This window comes from Streptomyces sp. NPDC002889, assembly GCF_042888425.1.
Classification (GTDB): domain Bacteria; phylum Actinomycetota; class Actinomycetes; order Streptomycetales; family Streptomycetaceae; genus Streptomyces.
Genome location: NZ_JBIAPT010000010.1, coordinates 148,148 through 165,421 on the forward strand (window position 1 = coordinate 148,148; position 17,274 = coordinate 165,421).

Genomic DNA, 17,274 nt, shown 5'->3' on the forward strand with positions numbered 1-17,274 from the left:
TCAGGGTCCTTGAGCCACCCCTAAGTTGACCGCTTGCGACATGACCTGCACGCGTGACCGACATGTCAGTGGGGGAGTCTCAGCCATGGCCGCAACCGGTCGGCACCGCCGATATCAGCCGAGCCGTATCAACCGAGCGTCTCTTACCGTCACGGCGGGTGGCGCCGGCATGGCGTTGCCCCTGATCGGCGCCGGGTCGGCGCACGCGGCGTCCGTGGACGTCTGGGAGAAGGTCGCGGCCTGCGAGTCCACCAGTCACTGGAAGATCAACACGGGCAACGGCTACTACGGCGGCCTCCAGTTCAGCCAGGCCACCTGGGAGGCTTACGGCGGCCGGCAGTACGCGCCACGCGCCGATCTGGCCACCAGGGACCAGCAGATAGCCGTCGCAGAGAAGGTCCTCGAAGGACAGGGACCGGGCGCCTGGCCCACCTGTTCGACGAAGGCCGGCCTCACCCGCGGCGGTGACGCCCCCGTTGTCCGGCCCGCGGCCCGTCCCGCGAAGGCGGCGCCCGGCAAGGCGGAGCCGAAGCAGGTCGCGTCGCCCACCACCGTGCCCACGCAGCGTGAGGGATACACGGTCGCCCGCGGTGACTCACTGTCCAAGATCGCCAGGGATGAGCGGGTCACCGGGGGATGGCAGCGGCTGTACGCGCAGAACCGGGCGGTCGTCGGCGACGACCCCGACCTGATCTTCCCGGGCCAGCGGCTGACTCTGCGTGTCGCGGCTCCCAAGACCGATTCCCGGCCGGGGGCGGCCACAGGCCCGGCCAAGGAGCGGACCGGGCCGTCCACACCGCAGCAGGGGCAGGGCCCGAAGGCCGGGGCGAAGCCCGGATCGAAACCGGAGGCAAAACCCGGATCGAAACCGGAGGCAAAACCCGGATCGAAGGCAGAGGTAAAGCCCGGGTCGAAGCCGCAGACGAAGCCCCAGCAGCAGGCCCCCGAACGGAAACAGCAGCAGGCCACCAAACCGAAGCAGCAGATCAAACCGGCCACGGCCAAGCCCGCCCAGCGAGTGGGATTCAGCGCCCCCGTTGCCGCGAAGCCCTCCACCGCCTACCGGAAGGCCGGTCCGTCCTGGGCGAGCGGCTACCACACGGGCGTGGACTTCCCCGTCCCCACCGGCACCTCGGTCAAGGCCGTCGCCGCCGGGCGCGTGGTGTCGGCCGGCTGGGGAGGGGCGTACGGCTACCAGGTCGTCATCAAGCACGCCGACGGCAGGTACAGCCAGTACGCCCATCTGTCGGCACTCAGCGTGCGCTCCGGGCAGCAGGTCTCCAGCGGTCAGCGGATCGCCCGCTCAGGATCCACCGGCAACAGCACCGGACCGCATCTCCACTTCGAGATTCGTACGGGGCCGGGGTACGGCTCCGACATCGATCCCCTCGCCTATCTGCGGTCGGGTGGCGTCGTGATCTGAGCGGATCCGCGGCGGGGTGGGGCCCGTACCGAGCCGTTCGATCGTCAGCAGGATCAGCCCGCCTGCCGCCACGACACCGAAGCCCAGGGCCAGAACCGTGCCCGTCGCGCCGTACCGGAACGTCTCGCCGAACATGGTGATGCCCACGATCGCCGCCACCACCGGGTTGACGACCGTGACCGTGGCCAGCGGAGCCGCCAGGCCCGCGCCGCGGTAGGAGGCCTGGGAGAGCAGCAGACCGCCGATCGCGAACGCCGCGATCGCGAGCAGACTCGACCACTGCGCGAGCGGCGCGCCCCAGTTCCAGTCCACGGCGACGGTCTTGGTGAACACCGACGCGATACCGAACGCCACACCCGCCGCGCCGGCCAGCAGCACACTGCGTGCGATCGGCCGGTGCATCCGCTGAGCGAACAGGAACAGCACCGCCACCGCGCCCACCGCCCCCGCCGCGAGCACGGCCCGCTGCACGCCCGGCAGCGAGTCGGAGTCGGCGTTGCCGGTCAGAGCGAGCAGTCCGGCGAGTCCCACCGTCGCCATGATCGCGCCCCGCCAGGCGGTGGCCCCCGCCTTGCGTCGTACGAACAGGGCCGCCATCGGCAGTGCGAAGACGATGGTCAGAGCGCCCAGCGGCTGGACCACGCTCAGCGGGCCGTACGCGAGTGCCACCACATGCAGCACCGCACCCACGCCGTTGAGCCCGATGGCTACCCACCACTCGCCCTGGTGCAGTGGTGCATAGGGGCGGGAGGGAGTGTGGGTCGCCACATGCTCCTGAAGGATGGCCCCGGCCGCGTAGGCGACCGCGGAGACCAGTGACAAGAGCACGGAGAGCGCTAGGGAACTCATAACGACCACCCTGTCCCCCTTCTGCGTTCACGTCGTCGTTCTTGAGCAGGCACTTGGCCGTACTGCTGACGTAGTACGGGATGAGACCCGAGTCCCCCTTGCGGTGGGGGCGCGGGCCGGTCCGGTTCGGTGCGGGCGCCGGCCCGTTCGGCGCACAAGGCGTTCACCACCCAGTATCCGATCGGCGACCCTCCTTCGCGCGCTGCCGGGACCCCTCGGCCCGCCCGGTGCCACCGCGCCATCGTTACGGTGTTCGGGTGCGGGCGCACCGTATTTTCGGCGCGACACCTCGTGCGGATGACGAAGGGGAGCGGAGAGTGGGTGTGGACCTGGCAGAGCTGGCGGCCGTGGGCGGCTTCTTCGCCCTGCGGACCGGGGTGCCGAAGAGCGGTCACACGGCGCTGGCACGGGTGTACGCGGGCGAGCACACGGGCGGCGGCGCGCCGCTCCCGGAGCGTGTCGAGACGGTCGCGTCGCGACTGAAGGTCACCGAACGCCGGGTCGCCGCCTCCGTCGCCCATCTCGGCCTCGCAGCCCGGCTGTGGTCCGTCGCGCTCGGCTCCGCCGCGCTCCACGGTCACATCCCCGACCTTGATCCCGAGCTGCTGCACTGGGACGGGAGCCGCATCGCGCCGGACGATCTGCTGCTCACCGAGGTGCGGGTACTGCCGGGGACCGCCGACCACGTGCGGGAGGCGGTCCAGTCCGCGCATCTGGTGCCGCTCGCCGAGGCGTTGCGACGCGACACCCGGATCTCCCCTCGGTTGCTGTGGGGCAACGCGGGGTCCGCGCTCGCCGGGGCCGTGCGCGCCCTGCACACCTGGGCCCGCAGCAGCGGCCGGCCCGACGTCGCCGAGCGTGCCTCGGCGCTCGCCGCGGAGCTGTTCGCGCACCCGGATCTCGCCGGCACGGTGGAGCTTCCCGGGCTGCGGCGGCGCACCTGCTGTCTCTACTACCGCATCCCGGATGGCGGGCTGTGCGGCGACTGCGTCTTCGACCGCCCGCCACGGCCGTCCGCTGTCAGGGACGCACCGCGGTCCTTCCCGGCGGTGGGGTGATCGCCCTGGGCAAGGCCCGGGCGGTCCGGTGGAATCGGCGTTGCCGGCCGGGTCACAGGCCTCAGCAGGGCTGCCGCCACACTCCCAGCTCGAGCCTCTTGCGCATCGAGCTGAAGCCGAGGCGCTCGACCTGCTCGCAGAAGCGGCCCACGGGGACCGCGTACTCGACATGGAACACCGCCTTGCCCGCCGCCACGAACGGCTCGAGCGCCTCGCAGTCATCGAACTCGGCACACTCCTCGTTCACCGCGAAGTCGAACTCCCGCACCAGCTCCGGGACTTGAGGCAAGTCGTTCTTGAGCCCCACGGACAGGCCCCGATCGTGGGCGAGTCGGGCGATCATGCGGTTGTACGCGAGCTGATGCACGGCGGTCAGAGGAAAGCCGGTGTCGTTGAGATGGCCGTCCAGCAGATCGGGTTCGATCGCGTCGAAGCCGCGGTCCCGGCACATGTCGAAGCGCTTGGCCATCAGCGGGCGCAGCACGTCCAGTTGACGGATGTCCAGCCAGCGTTCGCCCTCCCAGCCGTTGGGGCCGCCCCGTACGGACTCGGGGAAGTCGTCACGGTCGGGGCGGAAGGACTCCCAGGCCCCCACGTTGATGTAGCAGATGACCTTGCGGCCTTCCCGGTGGAGCCGGCGTACGGTCGCCGCGTCGTTCTCGAAGCCGTCGATGTCGTAGACGGGTACGTCGACGCTGTGGTCGATCTTTCCTTGGAGCTGCCACTGCCAGGCCAGGCCCGGCCGCGGCTGCCAGCGCGCCCGAGGCGTCGTTTGCGTTCCGGTCGGGCCCGGGCCGGGCTCGGCCGGCGTGGGGGAGCAGGCGGCGAGCAGCAGCAGTGCGACGGCGCACAGGACCGTCCGCAGCCTGGCCGTACGGATCATGACGCCTTCCGGAGCGCGGGTGGCAGGGCCGACCAGGGGTTCGGACCATGGCCGGGTACGGCGCAGTGTACGGCGGCGCCCCGCAGCTCGGCCGTGCGCGCCGCGAGCCCCCAGAGTCCGCTCGGCACCCCGTGCACCAGATGGCAGAACGCCTCGGGCGTGTGGCGGCCCGTCCACGCCGGGGCGGCCGGAGCCGTCCGGTAGGCATCCCACCCGCCCTCGAACGTCACCAGCAGATCGGCGAACGCCGCATAGCCGGGGGCCGGATGGACGCCCGGATTGAGCGCGACGGTCCGCCCGCCCCGCGCCCGCGCGACCCTTGCGAGCCTGCGGTAGTGGCGTACCCCGGCCTGGTCGGGGGCGACCTGGTCGAGGAAGAACCCGTCCGCGCCGTACCAGTCGCGGTGGCGCTCGAAGTCCTGTGCCACCGCTCGAGGGGAGCGCCGCCCGTAGTCGGTGTCCACATAACCCAGGACCCGCACCCCGGCCGCCCGCAGCGCACCGGCCGCACCGGCGAAGTGCGGGTCGGGCGCCCGGCCGGGACCGTCATCGGTGTTGAGCACCACGCCGTACAGCAGCGGTGCGGAGTCGACGAGAGCCTGCCAGGCGCCCGGGTCGACAGCCGGGTGGACGTACATCGGCACGAGCAGCTTCATGACGGACGGTTCACCGGACGGGCCCGCCCGGCTCCGGTGACTTCCACAGATCGGCGAGCGATTCGGCGAGCGTGCGCCGCGGCTGCCAGTCGAGGGCGCCGCCCGCCGCCGTGATGTCTGCGCACTGCCATGACACCGCCGTCGAGCGTGCCGACCCGGTGCCCCCCTCGTCCAGTTGCCCGGCGAACCCGGCCACCCGCACCAGCGAGTGCGCCAGCTCCCGTACCGCCGTGGCCCGTCCGCTGCCGACATTGAGCACAGGCGGCAGCGGCCCCGGCGCCGTCGCCGCCCGGGCCACCGCGTCCGCCACATCCCGGACGTCGACGAAATCACGGTGCGCGGACAGATCGCCCACCCGGACCGTGCCATCCGCCGCGGCCCGCCGCAGCTGGGCGGTGAGCCGCCCGGGCAGTCCGGCGGCCGGCGCGCCGGGCCCGACCGGGTTGAAGACACGCAGCACCACGGCCTCGAGCCCCGAGGAGGTGACGGCCACGGTCCCGGCGAGTTTGGTCGCCCCGTACGGGCTCAGCGGCCGGGTGGCGGCCGACTCGGCGACGGGCACGCCGGGGTCGGTGGGACCGTACTCGGCCGCCGAACCCAGATGGACCAGACGGGCCGCGGGCAGTGCCTCACACAGCGCCTCGCACAGGGCCGCGGGTCCGCGGGCGTTGACATCGGTGAGCTGTACAGCGCTTCCCGCCACCCGCCCCGCGCAGTTGACGACGGCATCAGGCGCCGCCCGGAGCAGTACCTCACCCAGGACCTCCGGATCCGCGGTCAGATCGATACGGAGGTCCGCCGCCGGGGACCGGCTGCCGACCAGCAGCCGTACGTCCGGCACGGCGCGCAGCCGTTCGGCGGTGTGGCTGCCCAGGAAGCCGGTTGCGCCCAGAAGGAGAATGCGCATGGAGCCGTCACGCCCCCTTGAGCAGCAGACCGCGGTGGGTGGTGAACTCGGCGTTCGCCCGGTCGTAGTCGTCGGGCCGTCCGATGTCGAGCCAGTAGCCGTCGAACTCATAGGCATGTGGCGGGGTCCCGGCCTTCAGCAGGTCCAGCACCAGTTCGTCGAAGCCGAGCGGCAGACCGGGCGTGTACCCGGCGAGGGTTTCGCGGCTCAGCCCGTACACGCCCATGGAGACGCGGTAGTCCATGCTCGGCTTCTCGGCGAAGCCGACGACCCTGCCGGACTCGGTGGTGAGCACGCCGAAGTCGATGGCGATCGTGCGGGCGTAGGTGGCGACCGTCAGCGGCGCGCCGGACGCGGTGTGGCGTCCGAGGACGTCGCCGTAGTCGAGGTCGGTCAGGATGTCCCCGTTCATCACGAGGAACGTCTCGGGCAGCCGGTCCATCATGGTGAGCAGCGGGCCCATAGTGCCGAGGGGGCTGTCCTCCGTCGAGTACCCGACCCGCAGGCCCCATTGGGAGCCGTTGCCGACATAGGCGCGGATGATGTGGCCGAGGTGGCCGATGGCCAGGGTGCAGCTGGTGAAGCCGGCGGCGGCGAGCTGGCGCAGCACGATCTCCAGGATCGCGTGCTGGTCGCCGATGGGCACCAGCGGCTTGGGCAGTGCGGTGGTGTACGGGCGCAGCCGGACGCCCTTGCCTCCGGCCAGTATCACTGCGTGCATGGAAGCCCCCTGTGGGTCAGATGTTGTAGATGCCGGTCTTGTAGCGGGCCAGGTTCGCGGCGTCGCGGAAGAAGTCGATGGTGTGCCGCAGACCGGTCTCGAGGTCGTGGCCGGGCTGCCAGCCGGTGGCCGCGCGCAGCCGGGAGGCGTCGGCGACCAGGCGCAGCACCTCGGAGCCCGTCGGCCGGACCCGCTGCGCGTCTTCGTGCACGTCGAGCTCGGTGTCCATCAACTTGCCGATCAGTCGGGTGAGTTCACCGACGGAGATCTCCCCGCCCGTCCCGGCGTTGAAGGTGCGGCCGACAACGGCCTCGGCGGGCGCGGTACCCACGGCGAGGAAGGCGCGCGCGGTGTCCTTGACGTAGAGGAAGTCGCGGGTGGGCCGCAGATCCCCGAGGGTGATGGTCTGTTCGCCCGCCGCGACCTGGCCGATGACGGTGGGGATGACCGCCCGCATCGACTGCCGCGGCCCGAAGGTGTTGAAGGGCCGCAGGGTGACGACCGCTGTACCGAAGCTGGCGTGGTAGCTGTCGGCCAGCCGGTCGCCGCCCGCCTTGGAAGCGGCGTACGGGGACTGGGTGTTGATGGGGTGGTCCTCGGTGATGGGCACGGTCTGCGCGGTGCCGTACGTCTCGCTGGTGGAGGTGTGCACCAGACGCGGGATGCCGAGCCGGCGTACGGCCTCGAGCACATTGAGCGTGCCGGTGACGTTGGTGTCCACGTAGCTGTGCGGTGCCCGGTACGAGTACGGGATCGCGATCAGCGCGGCGAGATGGTAGACGGCCTCGGCGCCTTCGACGAGCTGATGCACCGAGCCCGCGTCGCGTACGTCCCCGAGGACGATGTCGACCTGGTCGAGCACGTCGGGAGAGAGGGACTCCAGCCAGCCGTAGGAGGAGAAGGAGTTGTACTGGGCCATGGCGCGGACCCGGAAGCCCGCGGAGACAAGGGTCTCGGTCAGATGCGAGCCGATGAAACCCTCGGCTCCGGTGACGGCCACAAGGGCGTTCGTTGTCACGAAAAGTGCTCCCGTTCGTCGGTGGTCAGGTGCTGCCGGATGTGTGGGGCAGCGGGTGGTCAGCGGTGTGCGGTGGGCCGGGTGAGCAGCCGGGCGGCCGCCACGGCCAGCACGGCCGCCGCGGCGGAGCGACAGATCAACTGGAGCGGGTCCAGGGACAGGCCGGCAGCGGCCGCACCGGCCTCGGCGGCCGCCGCGGCGAGCGGCACAAGAGCCGGGAGCCACGCCAGCGAGAAGGCCTGGAGCAGCAGGGCCGTCCACAACACGGCCCCCAGCGCCAGGAGTTCGCCGGGTCGAGTGTCCACGGCCAGCGAGCCGACGCCCAGAAGTGCCAGATACGCCCCCAGGCACAGGGCAAGAGCCCGCAGTTCCAGGAGGACGAACCGGCGCAGTGAGGTGGCGGCGCGCAGGGCGGCCAGCGACAGCGAACGGAAGTGGTACAGCAGCCATTCGGCGAAGCCCATGCTGAGGGTGAGGACGACGACCGAGAGGGGGTCGGCCAGTCCGGCGAGCGCCGCGAGGGTACCCGCGGCCAGTCCGAACAGCCCGTACGGCAGGGAGCTCAGCAGTCCGGTCCTGGAGCCTGCCGACGGCGGGGCCCCGGATCGCAGCGCGGCCCGTACCGCATGGCCGGCGGCGCACGCCGAGAGGACCACCGTCGACAGCAGCAGCACCACGGCGAGCGCGTCGGACGGCCGCTGCAGCCAGGCCCCGGCGCCTCCGGCGGCAGCCGGTACCAGCGTTGCGAGCAGGGCCCGTTCCTTGCCGAGGACCAGCAGGACGCTCGCTGCCGCCAGATAGCAGGACTGCCCGGCGGCGAACGCCGCACCCGTGCCCGGGCCGGAGGCCAGCAGCCCGATGCCCGCGGCCCCGACCGCTCCGGCCGATGCACCGATACCCAGCGTCCGCGCGGCCGCCGACGGCCCCCCGGCGGCGAGCCGCAGATGGGCCCGGTGGCTGAGGGCCTGGTTCCAGGCCCAGGCGGCGAGCCCGGAGACGATCAGCCCGGTGACATCCGCGGGGCCCTGCCACAGCCCGGCACCCAGCACGTACGCCAGACCGGGCAGAGCGAACACCAGGCCGCGCAGCGCACAGCGGACGGTGTCCGGGCGCCAGGGGTCGGGAGCGGGCGGCGGCTGCGGATAGTGGCGCGGCACCCGCACGTAAAGATCCTCGGCCAGCGTGAACAGATCGGGGCGGTCGTAGCGACCGGTGATCTGATCGCCCGTCAGTCCGTCGGACTCCAGTAGCGCGGCGACCTCGTAGGGATGGACCGCGGACGCGATCTGCTCGACCAGCCGCTCGGCCAGCTCGTCGATGGGGTCCTCGGCCCAGCTGGGCCGGACGCGGGTGCCGGTGCGCGGACGCGGTAAGGCGGGCAGCGCGTCCCACTCGCCCGGCACCAGGCGCAGCGGGCCGCTCATGCGCCGGCCCCCGCGGTACGCAGGGTCCGCTCGTCCGACACGGCCTCGAACCCAGCGGCTCCCAGGGCGAGTTCGTGGTAGATCGACCGGAAGGTCTCGACGGTCCGGCGGAGGGTGAACTGCTCGATCACCCGCAGCCGCGCGCCCTCGCCCATCGCGGCCCGGCGCTGCGGATCGCGCAGCAGCTCCAGCGCTGCGGCTGCCATCGCCGCCGGCTCCCGCGGCGGTACGACCAGCCCGCAGTCGCCGACCGCCTCACGCACCCCGCCGACATCCGTGGAGACGGTGGCGCGTCCGCAGGACATCGCCTCGATCAGGGTGAACGGGAAGCCCTCGCTGATGCTGGAGAGCATGACCACATTGCCCGCCGCGTACGCGTCCCTGATGTCGTCGACCCGCCCCTCGAAAGTGACCGCGTCACCGTGCCCGAGGCCGGCCGCGAGCTTCTCGCAGCCCTCCCGGTACGCCTCGCCGCCGCGCGGCGTGCCGCCGAACAGGCGCAGCCGCGCTTCGGGCAGCTCTTCCCGCACCAGCGCGAACGCCTGGATCAGGGTCTGCAGATCCTTGATCGGATCGACCCGTCCGGCCCAACTGAGCGTCGGCGCGGCCGGTTCGGGGCCGGCGGGCGGGAAGGCCACCGGGTCGACACCGTTGTAGACCGTGCGGATCAGTGCGGGATCCGCGCCCCCGCGCTCCTCCCACAGCCGGTTGTACCGGTTGCCCGGGGTCACCAGCGCGGCCGTGCGGTACGTCTCCTCGGCGAGCAGCCGGAAGAAACCCAGCAGCAGTGCCTTGACGGGCCACCGGTAGGGCCCGGTGCGATAGCCGAGATAGCGCTCACGCAGATACACGCCGTGCTCGGTGAGCAGCAGAGGCACACCGTGCAGCCGTGCCCCCACGAGCCCGGGCAGCGCGGCGAGTCCGCCGCTGACCGCGTGGGCCACTCCGGTCTCCGGCGGCGGCGCGGTGAGCGGCCGCAGCGCATGCTCCAGCAGCTCGGTGGCGGTCAGTGCATCGTGCACGGTGGGCCGCGCCGATACCACGGCCAGATCGGGGCGGGTCCAGACGTCCACCAGGATGCCGACGGCGCGGTCGGTGCGCAGCGCCGGGGCGAGGTGGCCGTCGCGGGCGGCCCTGGCCAGCTCGTACAGCGCGGGCCCGAAGCCGTGCTCGGCGGCGGGGTCCAGGAGTGCGGTCAGGAACTGCTCGTAGCTCGTCATCAGCTGCCGCAGCCGGCGGCCACGCGGCGGGTCGCCGACGGGGTCGGGGCCCCACAGAGGGACGGAGAGCGGGGCGCACACATGGGAGGGCAGCTCCCAGGCGAGCGGTTCCTGCCCGGTTCCGGTCACCGCGGTGATCTGGAAGTCGACGTCGGGCATGCCGCCGACCAGCTGGTCGCACCACACACTCACGCCGCCGTGGCTGTGCGGATACGTTCCTTCAGTCAGCAGCGTGACCTTGGGGGCGCCGGGACGGCGCGCACGGAGAGTGTCGGTCATGCGGACCGTCAGCCCGTCACGCCGTACGGCACGCGCTTGCGCACACCCGCGGGCAGCGGCAGCGGTGGAACGGGCGATTGGAGCTTCACGCCGCCTCGCCCCTGGCCGGGCCGGCCGGAAGACGTCGACGGGTGCTCCCGGCCGGGGGTTACCAAGGGGCCGACGGTTCCTGCCTCGCGTGCGGCTGCCGCGCCGCCGGGCACGGTGAGCGTGACGCTGTCCTGCAGCAGCCCCGGCGCCGCCCACCCCGACACCGAGCCGGCGTACGGGCTGCCGAAGGAGGCGTTGCCCAGCAGCAGGGACTGCCGGGTGCCGGGAGGCATCGTGGCCGTGACCCGGACACCGGCGGGCGCCCGCACGGTGACGGTGTCGCCGATCCGGTACGCGGTCACCTGCCCGGCCGCGACCGCGGCGTTCCACGCCGCGCGGCCCTGCAACTCGGCGCCGATGTCGCGCTGGCGCAGATTGACCAGCGGGGCGCTGTCCGCGTACAGGTCCGCGTAGTCGTCCAGGACACGGTTCAGTACGGGATAGGCGATACGGTCCTCGGCGAGGTTGGACTGGTGGATGAAATGCGGACGCGGATCATTGCCGAGCACATGGCCGAGCGCGATCCGTGCCTCCAGTGGCACGACATGGCCGGCGTACCCGGTGGCAGGGTCCAACGGCTCTTCCAGGCATGTGGAGTTGGCGGCGCTCTCGCAGATGCCGCTGCCTCCGTCGGCCGCGCGGGTGTAGATCCAGTTGTACTCGTCGATCTGCTCGGCGGTGCGTCCCGCGTTGTAGAACACGTTCATCGGGAAGCGGGGCACGGTCAGGGCGGGGCCGACCCGGCGCTGTTCGCGGTCGCGGGAGTTGTCGGAGGCGAGCGAGGCGACGGCGTTGTCGGTGAGCGCGGGCCCGAGGTTGGGGTTGTCGTCGGGCTGCTGCGGCAGGACCCTCAGCCCGGAGTGTTCGCCCGTCACCAACTCGTCTGTCCGCATGGGCAGTCCGGCGCGTTGCCCCCAGGCGCGGTTGTCCGCGATCTGGGCGGATATCTCGCCGCGGCCGACGTACTTCACGCTGCCGTCGGTGTTCTTGGCGCAGGTCCACGGCACGGTGCTGACGTCCTGGACACAGCCGAGGAAGGGATGGTTGTAGGTGTGGTTCACCCAGCGGTAGGCGGCCTTGTCGGCGGTCAGCTGCTGCGCGAGCGGGTCGCTGCCGCCGTTTTCCTCCTTGAAGAGCTCGCTGCCGCCGCCGTTGAAGACCATGTCGAGGGTGAAACGCCGTGCGGCCGACCACTGGGCGGCGTACTGGGCGTCGGCGGACGTCATCCGGATCGGGTCCGGCTCGCCCTGGCCCGGCATGCAGTCGACGTCGCCGGGTGTGCAGTTCAAGGCGCTGTCCCAGCGGTCGTCGGCGGCGAAGACGTCGTCGACGTGAACGGCGAAGTAGTTGCGCGCGGCGCCCAGATGGACGCCCTGGGTCATCCAGTTCACGATGCCACGGGCGAGCAGCCGGAACTGCTGCTGGTACTGGTTGTAGGCGAAGGTGACGACGAGTTCGCGCCGGCCGTCCTGGCGGAACTCGCCGACGATCGAGCCGCGCCCCTGCGAGCCGGGCAGCGGGGCGTCCACATAGCTGGTGTAGTCGGCGCCTGCGGCGGGCTGTGCGAGGTAACCGTAACTCTCGTGCACGGTGGGTGAGTTGTCCTCGAAGGGCACCGGTCCCTCGAGATAGCCGAACGGCCCCGCACGGCCCGCCGCCGTGACCCCCGCCCGCACTCCGTCCAGCGGACCGCTGTGCCCGCCGTTGACCGGGTGGTCCAGGCCCACCTCGGGGCGCGCATAGGTATAGGCGTCGACCTGTGGGATCGCGAACGTCCGCTCGTAGGAGGCGAGGGCGGTGAGCTCCGAGGACCGCATGCCGGCCGGAGCGTCGCTGGGCAGCACCACCGCCTGGAACCTGGCACGCGGCCGTCCGCCCACGCTGTCGGCGAGGAATGCCGCGTCGATCAGCGGCCGGCCGCTCCGGGAGAGGTCGACAGTGGTGAACGGCGTCCCGGAGCCGGAGAGCTCGGCGGCGATGGCCGCGACCGCAGGACCCCCGTCGTCGACCACCAGCACCCGCAGATCGATGCGTGGCACCGGCGGCTCGGCCGCCTGTGCGGAAGGCGTCGCGAGCGTCAGTGCCAGCACCAGCGCGCTCGCGCCGGCCAGGGCAGCTCTGTGGACGATGCGGCTCATATGGTCCTCCCCCGGTAGGGCATGCCGGGCCCCCGCCCGGCATGCCCTACCCCCCCTTGAAGTGGTCGGTGTGCTGTGGCCACCGCCCACGTCGGCTCTGTCGGATCACATAGTGGGGGCGACTTGGCCGATCTGTGTGGGCATTGTGAAACCTGGCGTGAAACGGATGCGCGGCCGAAGTGTGCGTGGTGCGTCGATCGTCGTCGCGGAAGCGGTACGCGGATGCCGATCCATGTCCGATCGGTCCCTTGCGTGGTCAGGTGGCACATGGGGCGAGCCGCTGCCGGGGGGCCCGGCTGCCTTCAGAGGACTAGTCCAATCGTCGTCACTTGCCCCCGGTGAGGTGCTCACCGAATCCGGCCAGTCACAGGACGGTGTGCGGCCGCCTCCGAGCCACCGGCGATGCGCTCTGCCGCGTCTTCGGCCGCAACCGCTTCGGCGCTCCGGCCGGCATCAGGGTCCATGACGCCGTCGGCGGTGTCGGCCCCGGCGTCCGACCCTCTTCGCGCGACCACGGGCACGGGCCCGTCGGGCGGCGGCGCCACCCGGCCCGTGTGACATGCGTTTCGGATCGTTCCGGGGTGACGTTCGCCATTTGGACGGCACCCCATCACTCAGTAAAGTTGCGCTTTTGGAACTACGGCATTCGAGTGATCGAGGAACGGCAACGGCGATGACGGTGACAGAGGACAGCTTGGGGTACGGCCCGGGCATCGACCCGGAGCGTATGGCCGTCTGCCTGAGCGTGCTCGAAGAGCTCGACAAGCTCGAGGTCGACCACCCCGACGCGATCATGGTCCGCCGGGCCACCGCCGGTATCTACCGGACCGTGAAGCAGCGCCGCCGCCAGGAGCGCCGAGCCGCCAAGACCGCGCACGACAGGGCGGTCACAGAGGCCACCGCCACCGGCTCGGCCGAGCGCATCGACGACGAGACCCAGGGCCTGCTGCCGTCCTCCTCGGTCGTCGGCGAGATCGCCGGCGTACTCCAGCGCCCCCGCTCCTGCTACATCTGCAAGGCGCGCTACGTCGAGGTCGACGCCTTCTACCACCAGCTGTGCCAGGAGTGCGCGGCCGAGAACCGGGCCCGGCGCGACGCCCGTGCCGATCTGAGCGGCAAGCGCGCGCTGCTGACCGGCGGCCGCGCCAAGATTGGCATGTACATCGCCCTGCGGCTGCTGCGTGACGGTGCTCACACCACCATCACCACCCGCTTCCCGAAGGACGCGATCCGCCGCTTCAAGGCGATGCCGGACAGCGACGAGTGGATCCACCGCCTCAAGATCGTCGGCATCGATCTGCGTGACCCGGCCCAGGTGGTCGCGCTCGCCGACTCGGTGGCTGCCGAGGGCCCGCTGGACATCCTGATCAACAACGCCGCGCAGACCGTGCGCCGCTCCCCGCAGGCGTACCGCGAACTGATCGCCGCCGAATCCGCCCCGCTGCCCGCGGGCGAGCTGCCGCCCGCCCATGTCATCGGCACCTTCGGCAGCGGCGCGGTGGAGTCGGTGGCGGCGCTGCCGTCAGCCGGCGGCGAGGGCCTGACGGCCCAGGACGTCACCGACCTGGCGCTGGTGACCGGTTCCGCCTCGCTGGAGCGCATCGCGGCGGGCACCGCCATCGACGCGGGCGGGCTCGTCCCCGATCTGCACGACACCAACAGCTGGATCCAGACCGTCTCCGAGGTCGATCCGGTCGAGCTGCTCGAAGTGCAGCTGTGCAACTCCACGGCTCCGTTCATCCTCATCAGCAAGCTCCGCCCGGTGATGGCTGCGGCGGCGGCCAAGCGCACCTACGTCGTGAACGTCTCCGCGATGGAGGGTGTCTTCAGTCGGGGCTACAAGGGTGCCGGTCACCCCCACACCAACATGGCCAAGGCCGCTCTCAACATGCTCACCCGTACCAGTGCGCAGGAGATGTTCGAGGCGGACGGCATCCTGATGACCGCGGTCGACACCGGCTGGATCACCGACGAGCGCCCGCACCCGGACAAGATGCGTCTCGCCGATGAGGGCTTCCACGCCCCGCTCGACCTCATCGACGGCGCCGCCCGTGTCTACGACCCGATCGTGCGCGGCGAGAGCGGCGAGGACCTCTACGGCTGCTTCCTCAAGGACTACGCCCCGGCGAACTGGTAATCGCCCCTTCCCACGGTCCTCTTCGGCCGGTGCACCAGCAGGTGCACCGGCCGTTGTCCATCTGGAGGGGGTCGTTGGCCTGAATTGAGTCGATTTACAGGCCCCATCGAGCAGGGGGCCGCTCATTTGGTTACCCTGGGGTGAATGGACGGCCACCAAGGGATCCACGAAACCCCTTCGGCCGTCCTGGGACAGGCCTGCAACCCGGCTGCGGTCCCGCCCGAGTTGACGGCGCCACCGCGACCCAACTGCCCCTGTCCCAGTGACGCGACACAGAGGAGTGCGCGGTGACACCAGATGTGAAGCACGAACCACGACCGTCGGACCGCGGCGGCGAACGGGCCGGCAAGGCCGAAGAGCTCCGTAACCTCGAGGTCTGGGCCCGCTCGGCCCCGATCAGGCTGGCCGGGTACGAGGAAGACCTCGCCGAGCCGCACATCCTGCCCGGCATCGACTGAGCCGACGCGTCGCATCTGTGCCCCCGGTCCGGCCGGGGGCACAGATGCGCTCACGACAGCCGGGTCGGATTGAGGAACTCCCGCACATGGGTCCGGTGCCACCAGGCGCCACTCGCCCGCAGTTCCCCCCAGGTCGTGAACCGGTAGCGGTACACCCTGACGCGCACGTAGACGGGCGGTGCCTCCGGGAACGGGTTGTGGCGCAGCAGCCGCAGCGTGTCCCGGTCGCCGTCGAGCAACCGCTCGATGAACGGCAGGAACCAGGACTCGGCGTAGGCGGGGGAGAGCGCGGCGAACCACATCATCCAGTCGAGCCGCAGATGGTACGGGGCGTACTGGCGAGGCAGTCCTCGCACGGCGCCGGGTTTGCCCTTGAACTCGTACTCGCGCCACACCGTGCCCTCGTGGAGCACCCTCTCGTCCGTGCCCTCGATCACCAGCTCGTGCCGGATCCGGCCCACCGTGCCGAACGCCCCGTAGGCATTGACCAGATGGAGCGCGTCGTACGAGCGGTTCATCGCCTGCCGCTTGGAGAGCAGATTGCGCGCCGGGCGATAGCTGAGCGCCAGCAGCCCGGCCCCGACGGCGATCACCGTGACCTCGTACCAGAGCGGGGACGCGGGCAGCGCGGGCGCGTCCACGAGGAAGGAACTGTCCACGGCGGACAGCGCGAGGATGATTGTCAGCCAGTTCAGCCAGGCGAAGTTGCCCGACAGCACCAGCCACAGCTGGGTCAGTATGATCACGCCCGCGGCCACGCTCGCCACCGGCTGCGGAGTGAACAGCAGCACCGGGACGAACAACTGGACCACGTGGTTGGCGGCCGCCTCCGCCCGGTGCAGGGGATCGGGCAGATGGTGGAAGAACCAGCTCAACGGCCCCGGCATCGGCTGGGTCTCGTGGTGGAAGTACAGGCAGGTCAGATTGCGCCAGCACGGGTCGCCGCGGATCTTGATCAGCCCCGCGCCGAACTCCACCCGGAACAGCACCCAGCGCAGCAGCCACAGCACCACGACGGGCGGCGCGGTGCGCTCGTTGCCGAGGAGGACCGCGAGGAAGCCGGTCTCCAGCAGCAGGGACTCCCAGCCGAACGAGTACCAGGTCTGCCCGACATTGACGATCGACAGATACAGCGCCCACAGCGCCGCCCACCACGCCATCGCCACCCCCAGCGGCAGCCGGTCGGCGGCGCCCGCCACCAGGGCGGCCGACAGCAGGCATCCGGCCCAGGCGACCAGGGCGAAGAAGCGGTCGGAGTAGTGCAGCCGGAACAGACTCGGCGCCGCCCGTGCCGGGACCCGGCGCAGATGGTCGGGCACGGGCAGCATGCCGTGTTCGCCGATCAGCGCCCGGAACTGGAGGAGGGCGCAGAGGAAGGCGACCAGATACACGGCGGCCAGAGCCCGCTGGAAGACCAGTCGGCTCAACCAGTACGCGTCGTCACCGAACCACGTCATCACGTCCAGTATCGGCGGCGATCCGCCGCAGCGTGTCACCGAGGCGCCGGGCGTACGCCCTCTGCAGGACGGGCACGAGGGGGCCGCCGAGCCGGCTGTACCAGGTGGCGGGCCTGCTGAACGCCGTGACCGTGAACCACACCGAACCGTCGTCCCGCAGGTCGACCACGAACGACTCCTCGCCGCGCTCCGGATGCCCGGTCAGGGTTCCGTAGGCGAAGCCGACGCGGTCCTTCTCGTACGCGACCCAGATCACCTCGCACCACGCGGCCAGGCGCAGCGGGCCGATGCCCAGCGAGATCTCGAGCCGTGTGCCGGGTTGCGCCCTGTCCTCCGCGGAGCGCACCCGGGCCCCCGATCCACGGTGCATGGCCCAGGTGGTGACCGCGGCGCCCGCGGCCTCGAAGGCGGCACGGCCGCGGCCGACCTGGGCGGTGTGGTGCAGGTGGTGGTAGCAGTCCGGCAGCGGGTCCAGCCGGGTGGCGCCGACCTCGGGGTAGTTGAGGCTGCGAGGAGGCCCGCCGCCGGCGCCGTTCCTGCCGCTCATGCCGTTCCT

15 protein-coding genes are annotated in these 17,274 nt (G+C 71.4%); 4 read left to right on the forward strand and 11 right to left on the reverse strand.

The features are described 5' to 3' along the window. Positions 1-85: 85 nt before the first annotated feature. Positions 86-1,423, forward strand: a complete 1,338-nt coding sequence (locus ACFYWI_RS17120; RefSeq protein ID WP_389232198.1) for a transglycosylase family protein — start codon at positions 86-88, stop codon at positions 1,421-1,423. Here the strand turns inward: ACFYWI_RS17120 and ACFYWI_RS17125 are convergent. Further along, positions 1,304-2,272: a DMT family transporter gene (locus ACFYWI_RS17125; protein ID WP_389232201.1), complete on the reverse strand. Its 969-nt coding sequence runs from the start codon at positions 2,270-2,272 to the stop codon at positions 1,304-1,306. The two genes, ACFYWI_RS17120 and ACFYWI_RS17125, sit on opposite strands and share 120 nt — an antisense overlap. A 323-nt stretch (positions 2,273-2,595) precedes the next feature. Between ACFYWI_RS17125 and ACFYWI_RS17130 the strand changes: the two genes are divergently transcribed. Next, complete coding sequence (locus ACFYWI_RS17130; RefSeq protein ID WP_389232635.1) at positions 2,596-3,330, forward strand: (2Fe-2S)-binding protein; 735 nt, start codon at positions 2,596-2,598, stop codon at positions 3,328-3,330. A 61-nt stretch (positions 3,331-3,391) separates the two neighbouring features. On the opposite strand, the gene ACFYWI_RS17135 is transcribed toward ACFYWI_RS17130, so the two are convergent. The 8 genes from ACFYWI_RS17135 to ACFYWI_RS17170 are packed head-to-tail and all read right to left on the reverse strand — an operon-like array spanning position 3,392 to position 12,666. After that, the gene (locus ACFYWI_RS17135; protein WP_389232204.1) at positions 3,392-4,213 is read right to left on the reverse strand and encodes an endo alpha-1,4 polygalactosaminidase; all 822 of its coding nucleotides are present in this window, start codon (positions 4,211-4,213) and stop codon (positions 3,392-3,394) included. Continuing rightward, positions 4,210-4,869, reverse strand: coding sequence for a spherulation-specific family 4 protein (locus tag ACFYWI_RS17140; protein WP_389232207.1), 660 nt, complete (start codon positions 4,867-4,869; stop codon positions 4,210-4,212). The genes ACFYWI_RS17135 and ACFYWI_RS17140 overlap by 4 nt, the downstream gene beginning before the upstream one ends. 10 nt (positions 4,870-4,879) lie before the next feature. Beyond that, positions 4,880-5,776, reverse strand: a complete 897-nt coding sequence (locus ACFYWI_RS17145) for an NAD-dependent epimerase/dehydratase family protein (protein ID WP_389232212.1) — start codon at positions 5,774-5,776, stop codon at positions 4,880-4,882. Between the two features lie 7 nt (positions 5,777-5,783). After that, the gene (locus ACFYWI_RS17150; RefSeq protein ID WP_389232215.1) at positions 5,784-6,497 is read right to left on the reverse strand and encodes an NDP-sugar synthase; all 714 of its coding nucleotides are present in this window, start codon (positions 6,495-6,497) and stop codon (positions 5,784-5,786) included. 16 nt (positions 6,498-6,513) lie between these two features. Then, positions 6,514-7,515, reverse strand: coding sequence for an SDR family NAD(P)-dependent oxidoreductase (locus ACFYWI_RS17155; protein WP_389232218.1), 1,002 nt, complete (start codon positions 7,513-7,515; stop codon positions 6,514-6,516). Between the two features lie 59 nt (positions 7,516-7,574). Continuing rightward, positions 7,575-8,939, reverse strand: a complete 1,365-nt coding sequence (locus tag ACFYWI_RS17160) for a hypothetical protein (protein ID WP_389232221.1) — start codon at positions 8,937-8,939, stop codon at positions 7,575-7,577. Then, complete coding sequence (pelF, locus tag ACFYWI_RS17165) at positions 8,936-10,438, reverse strand: GT4 family glycosyltransferase PelF (RefSeq protein WP_389232224.1); 1,503 nt, start codon at positions 10,436-10,438, stop codon at positions 8,936-8,938. Before pelF ends, ACFYWI_RS17160 begins: the two co-directional genes overlap by 4 nt. Positions 10,439-10,446: 8 nt before the next feature. Beyond that, positions 10,447-12,666 (reverse strand): hypothetical protein, encoded by a 2,220-nt coding sequence (locus tag ACFYWI_RS17170; RefSeq protein ID WP_389232226.1) that lies wholly within the window; start codon positions 12,664-12,666, stop codon positions 10,447-10,449. Positions 12,667-13,339: 673 nt separating this feature from the next. Here ACFYWI_RS17170 and ACFYWI_RS17175 point away from each other — a divergent pair. Beyond that, positions 13,340-14,803, forward strand: a complete 1,464-nt coding sequence (locus ACFYWI_RS17175; protein ID WP_389232229.1) for an SDR family NAD(P)-dependent oxidoreductase — start codon at positions 13,340-13,342, stop codon at positions 14,801-14,803. A 287-nt stretch (positions 14,804-15,090) separates the two neighbouring features. After that, the gene (locus ACFYWI_RS17180) at positions 15,091-15,261 is read left to right on the forward strand and encodes a hypothetical protein (protein WP_389232232.1); all 171 of its coding nucleotides are present in this window, start codon (positions 15,091-15,093) and stop codon (positions 15,259-15,261) included. 50 nt (positions 15,262-15,311) lie between these two features. Here the strand turns inward: ACFYWI_RS17180 and ACFYWI_RS17185 are convergent, their stop codons facing one another. Together ACFYWI_RS17185 and ACFYWI_RS17190 are read right to left on the reverse strand one after the other, a co-directional pair. Next, on the reverse strand, positions 15,312-16,718 hold the full coding sequence (locus ACFYWI_RS17185) for a lipase maturation factor family protein (RefSeq protein ID WP_389232235.1): 1,407 nt from the start codon (positions 16,716-16,718) through the stop codon (positions 15,312-15,314). Further along, a complete protein-coding gene (locus ACFYWI_RS17190; RefSeq protein WP_389232638.1) occupies positions 16,702-17,265 on the reverse strand; it encodes a DUF1990 family protein in 564 nt (187 codons plus the stop codon). Before ACFYWI_RS17190 ends, ACFYWI_RS17185 begins: the two co-directional genes overlap by 17 nt. Positions 17,266-17,274 lie beyond the last annotated feature (9 nt).

Coding starts and splice junctions, on each gene's coding strand:
- ACFYWI_RS17120 (WP_389232198.1), top strand. CDS start 86: ATGGCCGCAACCGGTCGGCACCGCCGATATCAGCCGAGCCGTATCAAC.
- ACFYWI_RS17125 (WP_389232201.1), bottom strand. CDS start 2,272: ATGAGTTCCCTAGCGCTCTCCGTGCTCTTGTCACTGGTCTCCGCGGTC.
- ACFYWI_RS17135 (WP_389232204.1), bottom strand. CDS start 4,213: ATGATCCGTACGGCCAGGCTGCGGACGGTCCTGTGCGCCGTCGCACTG.
- ACFYWI_RS17140 (WP_389232207.1), bottom strand. CDS start 4,869: ATGAAGCTGCTCGTGCCGATGTACGTCCACCCGGCTGTCGACCCGGGC.
- ACFYWI_RS17145 (WP_389232212.1), bottom strand. CDS start 5,776: ATGCGCATTCTCCTTCTGGGCGCAACCGGCTTCCTGGGCAGCCACACC.
- ACFYWI_RS17150 (WP_389232215.1), bottom strand. CDS start 6,497: ATGCACGCAGTGATACTGGCCGGAGGCAAGGGCGTCCGGCTGCGCCCG.
- ACFYWI_RS17160 (WP_389232221.1), bottom strand. CDS start 8,939: ATGAGCGGCCCGCTGCGCCTGGTGCCGGGCGAGTGGGACGCGCTGCCC.
- pelF (WP_389232224.1), bottom strand. CDS start 10,438: ATGACCGACACTCTCCGTGCGCGCCGTCCCGGCGCCCCCAAGGTCACG.
- ACFYWI_RS17170 (WP_389232226.1), bottom strand. CDS start 12,666: ATGAGCCGCATCGTCCACAGAGCTGCCCTGGCCGGCGCGAGCGCGCTG.
- ACFYWI_RS17175 (WP_389232229.1), top strand. CDS start 13,340: ATGACGGTGACAGAGGACAGCTTGGGGTACGGCCCGGGCATCGACCCG.
- ACFYWI_RS17185 (WP_389232235.1), bottom strand. CDS start 16,718: ATGACGTGGTTCGGTGACGACGCGTACTGGTTGAGCCGACTGGTCTTC.
- ACFYWI_RS17190 (WP_389232638.1), bottom strand. CDS start 17,265: ATGAGCGGCAGGAACGGCGCCGGCGGCGGGCCTCCTCGCAGCCTCAAC.